This is a genomic window from Yinghuangia aomiensis, assembly GCF_039542225.1.
Lineage (GTDB): Bacteria > Actinomycetota > Actinomycetes > Streptomycetales > Streptomycetaceae > Yinghuangia > Yinghuangia aomiensis.
In genome coordinates, this window is record NZ_BAABHS010000032.1 from 15,451 (window position 1) to 31,060 (window position 15,610).

The following is a 15,610-nucleotide window of genomic DNA, read 5'->3' on the forward strand; positions in this document are numbered from 1 at the left end:
GCCTCCGGATCAGCCCCCGAAGGCGGGCAGCTCGTGGACGTGCGCCCGGCCGGACGGCAGCGCTTCGCGGGCGAGCGCGCCGAGATGCAGGTGGTGGGTGAACACCATGATCTGGAAGGTGTCCGCCATCGCGTCGAGTACGCGCAGCAGTTCGCTCGTGCGCCCGTCGTCGAAGGTCATGGCGATGTCGTCGAGGACGAGCGGCATCGCGCGGTCGGCGTCGGCGTAGCGGTCGAGCGTCGCCAAGCGCAGGGCCAGGTAGAGCTGGTCGCGGGTGCCTTCGCTCATCGCTTCGACGCCGACGGCGTCGCCGTTCTCCTCGGCACCGGCGCGGCGGGCGGTGAGGACGTGGCCGCCCTTCTTCGCCTCGGTGTCCACGACCAGGCGGGTGAAGCGGCCGCCGGTGAGGGCGGTGAACAGTTCTTCGGCGCGGCGGAGCACGGGGCCCTGGTTGTCGCGGCGGTACTCCTCGATGCAGCGGCGCAGGACTTCGCGGGCGAGTTCGACGCGGACGTACTGCTCGACGTCGGCGCCGAGTTCCGCGGTCTGCGCGGAGACCTCCTCGAGCGCGGCAGCGGCGCGGGCGGAGTCGTCCATGCCGGCGAGGACCTGGCGGGCCTTGCCGAGTTCGGTGGCCTGCACGTCGTAGGCATCCTGCGCGCGGTCGACGTGGGCGGCCAGTTGCAGGAGTTCGGCGTCGAGTTCGGCGGCCGACCAGCCTTCGGCGTCGCGTTCCAGTTCGGCGATCGGCGTTCCGGCCTCACGCAGCAGCCGGTCGGCCTCGGCGAGCTGCCCGGTCGCCTCGCGGAGCCGGACGGTACGGGCGACCGCCTCCCGCAGCGCCGCCTCGTCGGCCACCCCGGCGGTGGCCACCAGCGCGGCGAGTTCCGTCGCGGCGTCCGCGGCCACCGCCTCGCCGTTCTCGATACGGCGGCGCAGCTTGTCGGCCTGCGCGGTCAGCAACTGCCGGGTGTCGCGGGCGGTGCGCGCCGCGGCGAGGGCCGCGTGATGCTCGGCGAGCTGGACGAACCGGGCCTCTCCATCAGCCGGTTCGGCACCCCAGGCGGTGGTCACCAGCGTCGTGAGCCGCCGGTCGAAGTCGGCGACCCGGGCGGCGGCGGCGTCGCGGCGGCGGGTGGCCTCGGCCAAGGCGTCGGCGTCGCGGGCGACCGTGGCGAGCGTCTCCACCGCGGCGGCGAGCGCGTCGGGGTCGTGGCCGTCGAGTCCGAGGCCGCCGACCACGTCGGCCCAGGCGGTTTCCCACGCGGCCCGGGCGGCTTCGGCACGGCGGACGTCGTCGCGGGCCTCGTCGCGTTCGTCGAGCGCGGTGCGTTCGGCGGCTTCGGCGCGGCCGCGCTCGCGGAGCGCTTCGGCGGCGGCGTCGATCCGCAGGTCGGCGAGACCGGACAGCTCGCGCAGGGCGGTGGCCTCGGTCGGCTCCCCGGCGTTCTCCAGTTCGGCGCGGAACCGGGCGACGAGCGCGGATTCCTCCTCGCGGAGCGCGTCCAGGGCGTGCCGGGACGCGCGGGCTTCCTCGATCAGGGCGGCCAGGTCGCGGACGCCGTCGGCGAGTTGCGGGGCCGCGGCGGGCTCGGGTGGGACGACGCCGCTCGGCTCCCACAGGGCGGCCCAGTGCGCGGCCAGTTCGTCCCGGGTCCGGACGACGTCCGCAACGTCGGCATCGTGGGTGGCGAGGCGCTCGGTGTCGCGTTCGATCGCGATCTCCAGGTCGACGCGGCGCAGCGAATCGGCGGCGTGCTCGCGGATCCGGTCGGCGAGCTTGTCGGCGTGCAGAACGGACTGCCGGTAGGAGGCCTTGAGTTCGTCGGTCGGCTGGGCCGCGGCTTCGAGATCGGCCCACCAGCCGTCGCGTTCCTCGCGGGCCGCGTCGAGTTCGGCGGGTGTCGGCGGAGCGGTGCCGCGCAGCAGCTTCTGCAGGTCCTCGCGAGCCTTGTCCAGGCGTTCGGCGGTCTCCGCGCGACGGGTGGCGAGCGTTTCCTCGCGGCCGCGGAGGGTGTCGAGCGCGGCGCGGTGTTCGTCGATCTGCTCGCGGGCCGGGAGCGGGAGCCGCACGACGGCATCGTCGTCGAGGCCGGTCAGGCCGTGGCGGGCGCGCAGGGCGTCGCACTTCGCCCGCCGGTCGGCGACCTGCTGTTCGGCGCGGGTCAGATCCCCGGCGAAGCCTTCGGGGACCGCATGCAGCAGGGCTTGCAACGCGGCGGCGTCCGCCGCCGACGGAGCCTCGGCCAGCGCGGCCCGCGCGGCGTCGAGCTTGGCGGCACGCCGGGTTTCCTGCTCCAGCGCGGCGGCCAGCGCGGTGTCGTGGCCGGCGAGGTCGCGGCGCAGCGCGGCGATGCGGTCGACGGTGGCCTTGTCGATGCGGTAGGCGCCCGGGTCGTCGAGCGTGCGTCCGGGGCGGACTCCGTCGAGGAGTTCCTCGGCGGCGCGCCGCTGTGCCCAGAGTTCCTCTTCGGCCAGGCCGATCTGTTTCTCGGCCTCGCGGATCGCGCTGACCTCGGCGGACAGGGCTTCCAGCGGGTCGGCGTGGTCGAGGTGCGCGGTGTCGGCGGGCAGGGCGCCGAGGTCGGCTTCGGTGTCGAGGAGCGCGGCGCGGTCGTGGGCGGATTCGTCGGCGGCTTTGCGGAGCCGGGCGGTGACCCGGTCGAGTTCGTCGACGAGGTTGTCCGGGACGGTGCTTCCGGAGCCCGCGAGGTCTTCACGGGCGGCGCGGAGTTCGCGGCGCTGTTCGAGCTGCGGCAGTGCCGCGCGCACCCGGACGAGGGCGGCGTGTCGGGCCCGGATGTCGCGCAAATCGCTTTCCAGGCGCGCGTGTTCTTCCTCGGCGCGGGTGACGGCCTTTTCGGCGGCGGCGAATTCGCGCGGTTCCAGGGCGAGGTTGCGGACTTCGCGCTGGAGTTCGGTGATCCGTTTGGTGCCGTGGTTGATGCGGGGCTTCTGGCCGCCCTTGAGCCAGAGCGCCGCGGAGTCCTTCTGGAGCGTGTCCTGCACGTCGGCGAGGCGGCTGCTGGACCGCGACTCGAAGAGGGCGCGGCCGACGTCGCCCTTGCCGTCGAGCAAGTCCTGCCCGCCGCGCCGGAGTTCCGCGTGGTCGAGGGCGAAGACGCCGGCGAACTCGTCGGCGCCGACGTCGGCGAGCGCGCGGACGAGTCCGCGTTCGTCGAGCGGCGTGCCGTCGGGCGCGCAGAGCGGGTTCTTGCGGCGCTTGTGGCGGACGATCTCCAGGGGCGCGCCGTGCGCGTCCCTGATCAGCGCGCCCAGGCGGAGTTCGGCGAGCGGGTGCACGAAGCCGTACGGACTGCGTTCGCCGATGCCGTACAGGAGCTGGCCGATGGCGTGCCGGGCTGTGGACTTGCCCGCCTCGTTGGGGCCCGCGATGACATGCACGCCGGGGGCGGACAGGTCGAGGGTGCGGTCGGTGAAGCAGCCGAAGGCGAGCAGGTCGAGCCGGTCGATCCTCACGCGTCCCCTCCCGGGCGGGCGCCGCCGCCGAGCATGGCGGCGAGCAGGTCGACCGCTTCGTCGAAGACCCGGCTCCGCCAGGCCGGGTCGTCCACGCCGGTGCCGTCGCCGTCGGCCGCACCGCCGGCGCCGCGGAGTCCGGGCAGGCCGCGCACGAGCTTTTCCAGGGCCGCCGAATCGCCGCCGAGGGCGGCGGCGGTGCGCCGCAGGTCGCCGAGCAGCGCGGTGGTGTCGGCGGCGTCCTCGTCGGCGGTCACGCGGGAGGTGGCGACGCGGATCCGTTCGACCCAAAGGTCGTCCATGTCGATGGCCGCGGCGCGGAGTTCGTTGTCGATGCGCTCCCGGTCGCGCCACAGGAGTTCGTGGGCGTCGGAGGTGCCGGTGAAGCTGATGCGCACCGCGAGCGGGCGGCCGTCGGCGTCGCGCGTGGCGCCGCGCATGGCCTGCTCGGCGAGTCCCAGGACGCCGCTGTCGTCGGACACGCCGGAGACGTCGACGTGGAGGTGTTCCCAGCGGACCGCGTCGAGGTCGTGGTGGCGGACGTCGGGGTCGCCGCCGCCGACGGTGATCAGCGTCGCGCCCTTGGGGCCGGTCTCGCGGGCGTGGCGGCCTTGCAGGTTGCCGGGGAACACGATCCACGGGTCGCCGGCCCGGACGACGGTGCGGGCGTGGATGTGGCCGAGCGCCCAGTAGTCGTAGCCGCGGGCGGTGAGGTCTTCGACGCGGCACGGCGCGTACATGTCGTGGCCTTCGGCGCCCTGCAAGGCGGTGTGCAGCAGGCCGACGTTGAAGTAGCCGTCGCGGGCCTTGGGGTATTCGGCGGCGAGGTTGTCCTGGATGTCGCGGTCGGCGAAGCCCTGGCCGTGCACCGCGATCCCCAGCTCGTGGTCCTCGACGGTCTCCGGACGGGCGGTGGAGAACCGGTGCACGTTGGCGGGGAGCCGGAGTTCCTTGGTGATCTTGCTCTGCGCGTCGTGGTTGCCCGCGACCATGTAGACCCGGATGCCGGCGTCGCGCAGCCGCTGCATCTGCGCGGTGAAGTACAGGCCGGTGCGGTAGTCCTTCCAGTCGCCGTCGTAGACGTCGCCGGCGAGGAGCAGGGCGCCGACGTCCTCGGCGAGCGCGAAGTCGACGAGGTTCGCGAGCGCCTCGCGGGCGGCGCCGCGGAAGACGTCGACCGGAGCCCCCGGATACCGGGACAGCCCGCGCAGCGGGCTGTCGATGTGCAGGTCGGCAGCGTGCAGCAGTTTCATCCGGCCGCTGACCCTCCATCCGGGCGGTTGATCGGCAAGTCACCCAGGATAGATGGCCGCGCGGACGGGACCGGGCGGATCAGGGAATCTCGATGCGGGTGCCGGCGAGGAGCCGGTCCGGGTCGGGGCCGATGGCGTCGCGGTTCATCTCGTAGAGCGCGGGCCAGCCGCCGGCCACGTCGAACCGGGCGGCGAGGCCGGACAGCGAGTCGCCGGGCTGGACGACGTAGGTCGTGGTGATCGGCACGGAGTAGAGGTCGAGTTGGCGCGCGCACTGCGGCCATGCGCCCCAGCCCTGCATGCGCAGGATCTTCTCGGCGACGGTGATCTGCTCGCGGCGGGTCGCCTGGTGCGGGAGGGGCGCATAGTCCGTGCCGCCCGCTTCGTCCCAGGTGGAGGGCTGGATCTGCAGGCCGCCGTAGTAGCCGTTGCCGGTGTCGATGTCCCAGCGTCCGCTGCTCTCGCACATCGCCAGGCGGTCCCAGACGGTGTCGGAGACGGCGTGGGCCGGGGCGGCCGCCAAGCCCCCGGCGAGCAGGGCGAGGACGGTGGCGGCCGTCGCGTGGACCGAAGATCGGACAATCCGTCGATACATGGTGCTCGACGCTAGGGAACTGGCGCGACAATACGGACTATTGGCATCAAACCACGCCGATCAGTCACTCATCCGGCGCACTTCAGCCCCACCGCACCGCACCGCGTGTTGCCGCGGCGGCGGTCAGCCGCCGAGGCCGCCGATCAAGTCCGACGGAATTCCACTCGGCAGCAAGTCCGTCGGCAGGCCGCCGCCCGGAAGCAGGTCGCTGGGCAGGCCGCTGGGCAGCCCCGGGATCTGGTTGCCAGGCGTCTTCGACTTCTCGGGTGTGCCGTCCCCGCCGTCGTCCTTGGTGGCCAGGATGACGCCGGTCACGATGGCCGCGACCACAACGAGCGCCAGTACCAGCGTGATCAGCGGGCTGCGGCCCGAACGGCGCGGCGGCTGCGGGTTGTACGGGTCGCCGTAGGGCTGCTCGCCGTACTGCGGCGCACCGCCTGGCTGCGCTCCGTACGGCTGCGGCCCGTACGGATCCTGGCCCGGGTACTGCCCCGGCCCCGACCCGGAGCCGGGCGCGCCGTACGGCCCCGGTGCCGGATTCCCGCCCTGGCCTTGGCCGCCTTGGCCCTGGCCGTGCGGCTGCTGTCCGTAAGGCTGCTGCCCGTAGGGCGACTGGCCGTACGGCGGTTCCTGCTGCGACACGATTCCCACTCCCCCACGGCGTCCGGTCCTGCGCTTGCCCGCTACGCCATGCTGTCACGAACACGTCCGCCGCGGCTGGGTAAAGCCCGGACCGCGAGCCCGAGTTGCGGCATCGGTACTGTTGGCCGGATGCGCGACCTGACGGATCATCGGATCGGGTCCCGGCAGGTCCCCGCCACCGTCCTGGGCCTCCTCGCGGCCGCCGCGGCCGCCGTCCTCGCGGTGCGTTCCGCACCGGTGCGCGACGGAATCGACACCGCTCCCCTGGTCTTCGCCGCCATCGCCGGCGTGTGCGCGGACGCACTCGGCCGCACCCCGCGCCGGGTGCGCGGCCTCGCCACCGGCATCGCCGCGGCCTTCGACCCCGTCGCGCTCGCCGCGCTCCCCCTGCTGTGGTTCACCGGCCGCCGCCGCGCCGCCCTGCTCGGCACCGGTGCGGCCGCCGCCACCGTGCTGCCCCTGGCCGCCGTCGACGGACTGCCCGGATCGTCCTGGCGCCCGCTGCTCACCGACCGCTACCTCGCCGGGGACACCCCCGACGCGTCGGTGCACGGCATGCTCCTGCGCATCGCCGGGGAATACGCGCACGGCATCACCGGCGCCGACACCCCCGCACTCACCGCCGCGGCCCTGCTGTTCGGTGCCGCCGCCGGCGTGCTCGCCCTGCGCCGCGCGGCGCGCTTCCACGCCGACGGGCAACCGCTGCTCGCGATCGCCGTCGCGGCGTGCGCGGGGATCGCCGCGCTGCCGGTGTCCTGGTCGTACGAACTCCTGTGGCTGCCGCTCGCCCTCGGCGGCCGCCTGGGCACCCGCCCCGAAGAGCGCCCCGTCTGGCCCGTGCTGATCCTCACCGCGCTCGCGGTGCCCGCGGACGCCATCGACCCGCGCATCGACGCGAACCTGTCCACCGTGCTGGGCAACGTCCCCACGCTGGTGGCCGTCGCCGCGGCGTGCGCACTGCCGTTCCGCTCCCGCGCCGACCCGCACTGGGGGCTGCGCCGCGCCGAGCCCCCGCCCGCCGGACGCCGCGCGCTGCTGCCCTCGCTCGCCCGGCCGGTGACGCGCCCCAACCTGCTCCTCGAACTGCTGCTGATCCGGGCCGGCTACTGGATCTACCAGAACATCCGCGGCGACCTGCGGACGAGCATCCCCCACCAGCGCGACCAGGCGATCGACAACGCCGACCTGGTCATCGACGTGGAGCGGTTCTTCCGCTTCAACTTCGAACCCGCGGTCAACCGGCTGGCCCTGAAGTCGACCCGGCTGTTCGAGCTGATGCTCGACTACTACCGGGAGCTGCACTACACGGTGCCCGTCGCGGTCCTGGCGTGGCTCTATATATGGCACCCCACGCGCTACCGCACCGCACGCACGGTGCTGGCCTTCACGACCGGCCTCGCCCTCGTCGGGTTCTGGCTGTTCCCGCTGTGCCCGCCGCGGCTGTACCCGGGCAGCGGCATGGTCGCGTCCCTGCCGGACGGGCCGCGCAGCTACATCTTCGCCACGCAGCTCATCAACAGCTACGCCGCGATGCCGTCGCTGCACATCGGCTGGGCGCTGTGGTGCGCGGTCGCCGTGGTCTGCGTGGCCCGCTCGCGGTGGCTCAAGGCGCTCGCGGTGCTCTACCCGTGCGCGACCGCGTTCGTGGTCGTCGGCACGGCGAACCACTAGATCCTCGACGGCGTCGGCGCCGCGGCCGCGGTAACCGCCGCGGTGTTCCTCCAACAGGCGCTCACCGGGCGGCGGCTGCGCGACGACGTGCCCGCTTTCCAGGCCAGGCTCGGTACCGCACCGGTCCCCGCACCCCGTACCGCCGCGGCGCGGCCGGGCGAACCGGGGACACGCCCGGCGGAATCCGCCGCGGCAGGCAAAACGGACTAAGGCTTCGGCAAGGTTTTCACCAAAAGTTCGAATTCGAGATCGTCCACCTGCGGACGCCCGAAACGGTCGTCGCCGTACGGGAAGGGCGACATCCGGCCGGTTTGCGCATACCCCCGGCGCACGTACCAGGCGATGAGATCGGCACGCTGCTTGATCACCGTCATGTGCATCTCGCCGCTGCCCCACTCGGCCGCCGCAATCCGCTCCGCCTCGGCCAGGACACGCCGCCCCAAACCGCCGCCCTGCCGCTCCGGGTCGACCGCGAACATGCCGAAATAGGCCACGCCTTCGGGCCGTCGCTCCAGTTGGCAGCAGCCCGCGAGCACGTCGCCGCGCAGCGCGACCAGCATCCGGCTGTCCGGCTTGGCGAGGACCTCGGCGACGCCCTCCGGATCGGTCCGCTGCCCGTGCAGCAGGTCCGCTTCGGTGGTCCATCCGCGGCGGCTCGAATCGCCGCGGTACGCCGATTCGACGAGCGCCACCAGGGCCGGAATGTCGGTGTCCGTCGCGGTCCGGAACATGACGTCGTGCACGGTCGCGGCCCTCCAGCCTGCCGGTCCGGCGCGCCGAGCGGTTCTGCGGCACGTCCTGGTCTGGTCGAGAATACGGGGATGGCGTGTCCCGGCGGCCCCTGCTTTCCCAACCGCCGACGCGATGACATCGTGGCGGAGGCGCCCGTCCCGACGGACGCGCGACCACGTGCGGACGCCCGGGAAACGGCGGCGGCCGACCCGGACGTACCCCGCCCGGACCGGCCGATCGGATCGACCAGGAGAGACGGCACATGACTCGGACGGGGGGCAGGAACCCCGCGGACGTGCGGCGGACCAGAATTCCCCTCGCTCCGGCGGCCCTCTGGTTCCTCGCGGCCCTACTGGCGGTCCGCCAGGCGGCCCACACACTCCGCCTCCCGCCCGGCCGGCGGCTGGCGGACCTCGAGACCTGGCTCGGCACCGGCGGTGTCCTCCACCTGCCCGGGTCGCTCTACGACGGCGACGCGGTCGGGGGACCGTTCACCGGGACTCCCTTCGCCGGCCTCGTACTGCGGCCGCTGACGAAGGCCGCCGAAGAGACCCTCGGCGTCGTCTGGACCATAACGACCCTGCTGATCGTCGCCGCCGTCGGCGTGCTGGTCGCCCGGAGCGTGACCGCGACCTCGGGACGCCGCGCCCGGCTGTTCGCCGCCCCCGTGCTGATCTCGCTGATGTTCCTGTCGCTGCCGGTGCGCGGCAACCTGACCCTGGGCCAGATCAGCCTGCTTCCGGTGCTGCTCGTGCTGCCCGCGTGCCTGTCCCGCGAACCGGGCCGGGCCGCCGGGGTCGCGGCAGGCGTCGCGATGGCGCTCCAGCCGGTCATGCTGCTCTTCGCGCCGTTCCTGTGGCTGACCGGGCGGCGCAACGCCGCGCTGACGTCCGCGGGCACCTTCGCCGCCGGAACCGCGCTGGCCTGGGCCGCGCTTCCCGACGACTCGCTGACCTACTGGGTCCACCACATCGCGGGCGCCGGACTCGGCGGACCCGCCGACGCCCTGGCCAACCAGTCGCTGCACGGGCTGCTGCTGCGGATCGGCCTCACCGGCCCCGCCGAATACGCGGTGCTCGCGGCCCTCGCCGTGCCGCTCGTCTGGTTCGGCCTCAAGCGCGCGGTGACGTACGCCCGCGACGACCAGGCCGTCCTGGCCGCCGCCATCGTCGGCTGCCTCGTGGTCGCGGTGTCGCCGATGTCGTGGCAGCACCAGCAGCTGTGGGTCCTGCTCGCCGCCGCGGGCCGGCTGGGCAGGGGCCGCGCCGACCGCATGGTGTGGCCGCTGCTCGCCGCCGCGGTAATGCTCTTCCACAGCGACGAAATACTGCCGGGCAACCTCGCCGTGACGCGGACGATCGCCGACAACTCGCCGCTGCTGCTCGCCGTGCTGGCCGCCGTCGCGATGCCGTTCCTGCTCCGGTCCTCGCCGCACTGGGTCGCCACGATGCCGGAGCTGGCCCCCGCCCGGACGCCGGGGCGGCGCATCCCGCTGCTCCCGGACGGCCTGCGGGTGCTGTCGAAGCCCAACCTGATCCTGGAACTGATCCTGATCCGGGTCGGCTACTCCTTCTATTCGTTCATCCGCGCCTCGGTCCCCGACCAGCGCGCGACCGCGGAGGAGCACGGCCGCCAGGTCATCGGCGTGGAGAAGGCGCTGCACATCGACATCGAGCGCAGCCTCAACCACTTCACCGCGAAGGTCGACTGGCTCAAGTCGTTCACCGGCTTCTTCTACGAGACGTTCCACTTCCTGGTCCCGCTCAGCCTGCTGGCCTGGCTGTACATCACGCGCCCCGCGCAGTACCGCTCGGCGCGCACCGTGCTGTGCGTCGCCACCGCGACCGGCCTCGTCGGGTTCTGGCTGTACCCGCTCGCGCCGCCGCGCCTGATGCCCGGCTTCGGCTACATCGACACCGTGCACGGCCCGCAGGACCTGGCCAACCCGGACTTCGGCGCGCTCACCCAGATCTCCAACCAGTACGCGGCCATGCCGTCCCTGCACGTCGGCTGGGCGCTGTGGTGCGGCCTGGTGATCTTCGCGCTGGCCCCGCGCCGGTGGATGCGGGCGGCCGGGCTGCTCTACCCGCTCACCACGACGTTCGTGGTCATGTCGACGGCGAACCACTACATCCTGGATGCGGTCGGCGGCGTCGTGGTCATCTCCATCGGCTTCGCGGTGCAATACGTGCTGACCGGGCGGAGCGCCTTCGCCGGCCCGGCCGGCGGCATCCCGGCGGCGAAGGTGCCCAACGCCCGGGACCGCCGCGGCGACCCCGACGGCACCAACGATCCGGACGGTCAAGACACGCCATGGTTCCGCCGGAGGATTCGGCAGCTCTCCACAAAATGACGGGGGTAACCCGGGTGGCAACCCAAGGCATTGCCAAGCCTTTGCCCGGCCCACCCGCATCTCCCCGCCCGGTCGAGCGGTAGGCACTGTGCCGTTCCCGTAATGGGATCGGCATCTGCTGCAACCGATGAACCGATGTTCGACCGTGAGGAGCACGATGTCCCCCAAGACGCGCCGCGTGGCCCGGACCGCTTTGCTGATCGCCGCGGCGGGTGTGGTGCCGCTGATGGGCGCTGCGTCGGCCCACGCCGCGGACAACCCGCTCGGCGGCCTCGGCGGGCTGAACGGGCTGACCGCCCCGGACCCCTCCACGGTCACCGACCAGCTCCCGGGCGCCACCAACGCGGTCGGCCACTCGGCCGAGTCGGCGGGCAAGACCGTCGACAACGCGCTGCCCGCCGCCACGGAGGCCACCCAGGCCGCCCCCGCCGGGCAGCCCGCGGCGGCGGCACCCGCCGCGGGCACCCCCGTGGAGGCTCCGGCGCACGTCCAGTCGCCGATCGGCGCCCCCGCGGCGGCCACCTCGGCGCTCGGCGGGCTGGGCGGCCTCGGCGGTCTGTAATCCCCCTTCCGTCGGCCCGGCCCCGCTTCGGGGCCGGGCCGACGGCATGTGCAGGACCGGAAACGCCCGGCGCGGCATCCGGGGGATCATCCGGAGGAAAAACGCATGCAACCCTCCGCGTTCGGGGTGCGTCGTACGTACCGTCCGCTCCATAGGCCGGACATTCGGGGGCATCCGGGGAGGGGCGCCCGCCGAACGACGGTGATGCAGGCGGCCGGCGCACGGTTTCGGCGGTGCGGCGGCATGTGGGGGAGAATGTTGCGTGATGCCGGTATTTCGCGGCGTACTGCCGAGTGAGTACGGAACCCCTCTGGTACTCCGTACGGCGTATAGGGCATCCTCCTTGCGGATGACGACGATTACATCTGTGTGCTCACGAGCAGACAGGCTGTTGCGTCCTACGCTCGTAGCGTCCGCAGAATCGCGGACAAATCCCCCGCCCGGTCCGGTAAGCCGCGGATCCCGCGGGACGTCGCCCTGCCGGCACGCCCGCTTTGAGGAGCTGTCCCCCATGAACCTCCACCAGCCTCACGCCCTTGGCACCGAGGTGAGGGCATGAGCAGCAGCAAACCCTCCTGCGAGCCGACAACCCGCGCGGACCGCGTCCAGTACGCCGCGTCCCGGGTGCTCATCTGGTACCTGCGGCTGGTGGCGACGTTCGACCTGCTGTCCGCGATCATGGTGCCGCTGCGCAACCGCGTCCGGCACCACAACTCCGGCGAGTACTTCACGCCGTTCCTGCTGACCACCAGCTTCACCACGGCGTCGCTGGCGACCTTCCTCGCGGTCATGCTGAACCGCCGCAAACGCGTCGCGTGGATGTTCACCGCGATCCTGATGCTGCCCACCTTCGCGCTCTACGTGTGGGTGCTCGCGGCGCTGCCCGACTTCCGGCAGCACCCGTTCAACTGGATCTCCGCCGGCATCACGCTGATCCCGGTGATCGCGCTGGCGCTCGGCCGCCGCGAGTTCTACGCCCGCGGCGAGCACGGCAACGTCTTCAAGGCCGGCGCGGTCGCCCTGACCGGACTGGCCCTGATCGTCGGCCTCGGCACCGTCCTCGTCTCGCTCACCGACAAGATCGGCGAGGCGTCGGTCGGCACGAAGATCCGGTACACGATCCTGCGGCTGTTCACGCTCGCCCGCGACGCCGAGTTCGACAGCAAGATCCTGGTCCCGCGCGCCACCGACATCGTCATCAACGTCGCCGCGACGCTCCTGTTCCTCCTCGTGCTCTACGTCCTCTTCCGCGCTCCCAAGGGCACCGAGCTGCTGCGCGCCGAAGACGAAGTCCGGCTGCGCGAGTTGCTCGACAAGTGGGGCGAGCGCGACTCGCTCGGCTACTTCGCCCTGCGCCGCGACAAGGCCGTCATGTGGTCGCCGAGCGGCAAGGCCGCGGTCGCCTACCGCGTGGTCGGCGGGGTGTCGCTGGCGTCCGGCGACCCGATCGGCGACCCGGAGGCCTGGCCCGGCGCCATCGAGCCGTGGCTCGAGGAAGCCCGCGAGAACGCGTGGGTCCCGGCCGTGATGGGCGCCAGCGAGGAAGCCGGCACCATCTACGCCCGGCACGGCCTCGACGCGCTCGAACTCGGCGACGAGGCGATCGTCGAGGTCGACGAGTTCAGCCTCGACGGCCGCGCGATGCGGGTGGTCCGGCAGGCGTACAACCGGGTGAAGCGCGCCGGGTACACGACGCGCATCCGCCGCCATGAGGACATCCCGATAGCGGAAATGAGCGAGCTGCTCGACCTCGCCGACCACTGGCGGGACGGCGAGACCGAGCGCGGCTTCTCGATGGCGCTGGGCCGCCTCGGCGACCCGGACGACGGCCGCTGCCTGATGGTCGAGTGCACCGACGGCGAGGGCAAGCTGCGCGCGGTGCTGAGCTTCGTGCCGTGGGGCCCGCACGGGATCTCGCTGGACCTGATGCGCCGCGACCGCGAGTCGGAGAACGGCCTGCTGGAGTTCATGATCCTCGACGTGATCGCGCAGGCGAAGCAGTTCGACGTCGAGCAGATCTCGCTGAACTTCGCGATGTTCCGCTCGGTCTTCGAGCGCGGCTCGAAGCTCGGCGCCGGCCCGGTGCTGCGGCTGTGGAAGGCCGTGCTGACGTTCTTCTCGCGCTGGTGGCAGATCGAGTCGCTGTACCGGGCGAACGCCAAGTACCGGCCGATCTGGGAGCCGCGCTACCTGTGCTTCCGCAAGGCCAGCGAACTGCCGCGCATCGGCCTGGCGTCGGCGCGCGCGGAGGGCTTCCTCGAGGCGCCGAGCCTGCCGTCGCTGTTCGGCCGCCGGCACGAGGAGAAGGTCGCGCACATCGCGGAAGCGCAGCGCGGCATGGCGGCGAAGGTCAAGGGCAAGGCCAAGGCCGCCACGGGCAAGGCGAAGGCCGCCACGGCGAAGGCCACCGGGAAGTCCGGCGGGTCGGGGACGGCGTCGGGTGAGGCGTCGGGTGAGAAGCCCGCAGGCAAGCCCTCGGACCCGGCGGCCGACCAGACCGCGGGCCACGAGGCCGCCGAGCCGAAGCAGCCGGTCGGCAGCAAGGCGGGCGGCAACGCCGGGCGCAACCGCGGCAAGGACTGAGGCCTGCGGCGAGCAGGCGGCGGACGACGGGCGGGGCCCGGCACCGGAGGTCGGTGCCGGGCCTCGGCCTTTGCCCGCGGAGCGGCCGCGGCTTCGGACCGGGTCAGACCAGGCGCTTGATCTCGCCGTGCGCGCGGTAGAAGCCGCCCTGGCCGGACTCGCGGACCGCGTCGACCACGTAGCGGGCGCCGACGACCCGGACGCTCTTCGGGAACTGCACGTTCCAGCCCGACTCGTAGCCCGCCGACACCACGTGCACGCGCAGCCGGCCGTTGGTCTCGATGCATTCGACGACGACGCCGGTGCCCGCGTCCGTGGTGGTCGCCACGTCGTTCGTCGGGACGACCGCGTCCAGCGTCGCGAGCTTGACGTCGCGCACCTGCGGCACCGTGCCGCCCTGCGCCGCCTGGATGGCCGCCTCGCTGACGTCGATGCAGGCGAGCTGGCCGCCGGTGGTCACGATGTAGAGGCGTTCCTCGTGGTACTGCATCGAGTACGCCGCGCCGCAGCCCGTGGACAGCTTCCACAGCCGGGTGCCGTCCGCCTTGAAGCAGTAGATGGACGAGGAGCTGTCGCCCGCGAACACGTACTCGCCGTCGCGTGCGGTCGCGCAGCTGAAGACCGACGCGTTGCAGTCGTAGGTCGCGAGCATCTCGCCGTCGGACTTGCGGATGCGGTGGACCTTGCTGCTGGACGTGCCCGCGTAGACGTCGTCGCGCTCCTGCCAGCCGAACAGCACCGAACCCTGGGTCTTCCGGTACCACTTGGGCTCGCCGGAACGGGTGAACATCTCCACGCCCGCCGAGTGGCCGTAGTAGATGCCGCCGGCGTCGCAGCGCACCATCCACGCGCCGGTGCCGCGGCCCTTCTCGGCCCACAGCGACTCGTCCTCGTGGTCGATCGCGGTGATGCCGCCGTTGGCGTCGGACACGCCGAGGGTGCCGTCGTGGATGTCGAGCCAGTAGATGTCGATGTCGTCGGCGATCTCGTAGGCCACTCGCGGGGCCTTGCCGCCGATGTCGTACACGTTGCCGTCGTCGCAGCCGGCGTAGATCCACGAGTCGTCGCCGACGATGCACTTCACGCCGTCGGGGAGCTTGTAGCGGTTGACGACCTCGCCCTCGTGGGTGAGCGTCCACACGTCGCCGCGTTCGTTGCCGACCATGGCGCGGTCGCCGTCGACGAAGACGCCGAAGGCCGGGGAGCCGGAGTTGTACTTCCACAGCACCGGGGCGCGCTTGACGTTGGACGGGGTGCGCGCAGAGGAGGACGAGGTCGGGACCGAGGGGCGGCGGGTGACCGAGCGGCGCTTGCGGACGCCGCGGACGGCCTCCTCGTAGCCCTTGCGCTTCTTCTCGCCGATCTTCTTGGCCGCTTCCGCGACGGCCTTGGCGACCGTCGGGTGGGTCTTGGTGGCGGCCTTGCCGGGGTCGCCGATACGGCCGTACGTAATGGTCACGTCCGCGCCGGAGACCACGACCTCGTAGAACTTGTGCGAGCTTCCGCCGTCCTCCGACAGTTCCAGGTACGTGGTCGAGTCCGTCATGGCCGCGTTCTCCTCGGCTGCTCGGCAATACGGGATATCGGAGACATCTCCGCAGATTTTGGGGAAGTTCCGCCGCACATAAAGGAGTTGACATCCCGTCACTCCCGAGCGGCGATGAGACGAGCCTAGAGGCCGAGGCCGACAAGCGCTGAGCTCCGGGAGGAGGACGGAATCGGCTACTCCACCCGGAGGA

General features: G+C 72.5%; 10 protein-coding genes. 4 read left to right on the top strand and 6 right to left on the bottom strand.

Going from position 1 to position 15,610, the window contains the following annotated elements; all coding sequences use genetic code 11:
• Positions 1-9: 9 nt before the first annotated feature.
• The 4 genes from ABEA93_RS32655 to ABEA93_RS32670 all read right to left on the bottom strand — a co-directional run bounded on the left by ABEA93_RS32655 (position 10) and on the right by ABEA93_RS32670 (position 5,970).
• Positions 10-3,480 carry an ATP-binding protein gene (locus tag ABEA93_RS32655; RefSeq protein ID WP_345679499.1) on the bottom strand — a complete coding sequence of 1,157 codons (3,471 nt, stop codon included), beginning with the start codon at positions 3,478-3,480 and terminating at the stop codon, positions 10-12.
• Positions 3,477-4,733 carry a metallophosphoesterase family protein gene (locus ABEA93_RS32660; RefSeq protein WP_345679500.1) on the bottom strand — a complete coding sequence of 419 codons (1,257 nt, stop codon included), beginning with the start codon at positions 4,731-4,733 and terminating at the stop codon, positions 3,477-3,479. The genes ABEA93_RS32655 and ABEA93_RS32660 overlap by 4 nt, the downstream gene beginning before the upstream one ends.
• Positions 4,734-4,812: 79 nt before the next feature.
• Complete coding sequence (locus tag ABEA93_RS32665; RefSeq protein ID WP_345679501.1) at positions 4,813-5,328, bottom strand: transglycosylase family protein; 516 nt, start codon at positions 5,326-5,328, stop codon at positions 4,813-4,815.
• Between the two features lie 123 nt (positions 5,329-5,451).
• A complete protein-coding gene (locus ABEA93_RS32670) occupies positions 5,452-5,970 on the bottom strand; it encodes a hypothetical protein (RefSeq protein WP_345679502.1) in 519 nt (172 codons plus the stop codon).
• 129 nt (positions 5,971-6,099) lie between these two features.
• Here ABEA93_RS32670 and ABEA93_RS32675 point away from each other — a divergent pair, with 129 nt between their 5' ends.
• Entirely contained in the window at positions 6,100-7,641 is a 1,542-nt protein-coding gene (locus ABEA93_RS32675) for a phosphatase PAP2 family protein (RefSeq protein WP_345679503.1), read from the top strand.
• Between the two features lie 206 nt (positions 7,642-7,847).
• Here the strand turns inward: ABEA93_RS32675 and ABEA93_RS32680 are convergent, their stop codons facing one another.
• Positions 7,848-8,372 carry a GNAT family N-acetyltransferase gene (locus tag ABEA93_RS32680; RefSeq protein ID WP_345679563.1) on the bottom strand — a complete coding sequence of 175 codons (525 nt, stop codon included), beginning with the start codon at positions 8,370-8,372 and terminating at the stop codon, positions 7,848-7,850.
• Between the two features lie 263 nt (positions 8,373-8,635).
• Between ABEA93_RS32680 and ABEA93_RS32685 the strand changes: the two genes are divergently transcribed.
• The 3 genes from ABEA93_RS32685 (at position 8,636) to ABEA93_RS32695 (ending at position 13,871) form a co-directional block, all read left to right on the top strand.
• On the top strand, positions 8,636-10,726 hold the full coding sequence (locus tag ABEA93_RS32685; protein WP_345679504.1) for a bifunctional glycosyltransferase 87/phosphatase PAP2 family protein: 2,091 nt from the start codon (positions 8,636-8,638) through the stop codon (positions 10,724-10,726).
• Positions 10,727-10,883: 157 nt separating this feature from the next.
• Positions 10,884-11,288 (top strand): ATP-binding protein, encoded by a 405-nt coding sequence (locus tag ABEA93_RS32690; RefSeq protein WP_345679505.1) that lies wholly within the window; start codon positions 10,884-10,886, stop codon positions 11,286-11,288.
• 555 nt (positions 11,289-11,843) lie between these two features.
• Positions 11,844-13,871, top strand: a complete 2,028-nt coding sequence (locus tag ABEA93_RS32695; RefSeq protein ID WP_345679506.1) for a phosphatidylglycerol lysyltransferase domain-containing protein — start codon at positions 11,844-11,846, stop codon at positions 13,869-13,871.
• A gap of 103 nt (positions 13,872-13,974) precedes the next feature.
• On the opposite strand, the gene ABEA93_RS32700 is transcribed toward ABEA93_RS32695, so the two are convergent.
• Positions 13,975-15,417 (bottom strand): WGR domain-containing protein, encoded by a 1,443-nt coding sequence (locus ABEA93_RS32700; RefSeq protein ID WP_345679507.1) that lies wholly within the window; start codon positions 15,415-15,417, stop codon positions 13,975-13,977.
• Positions 15,418-15,610 lie beyond the last annotated feature (193 nt).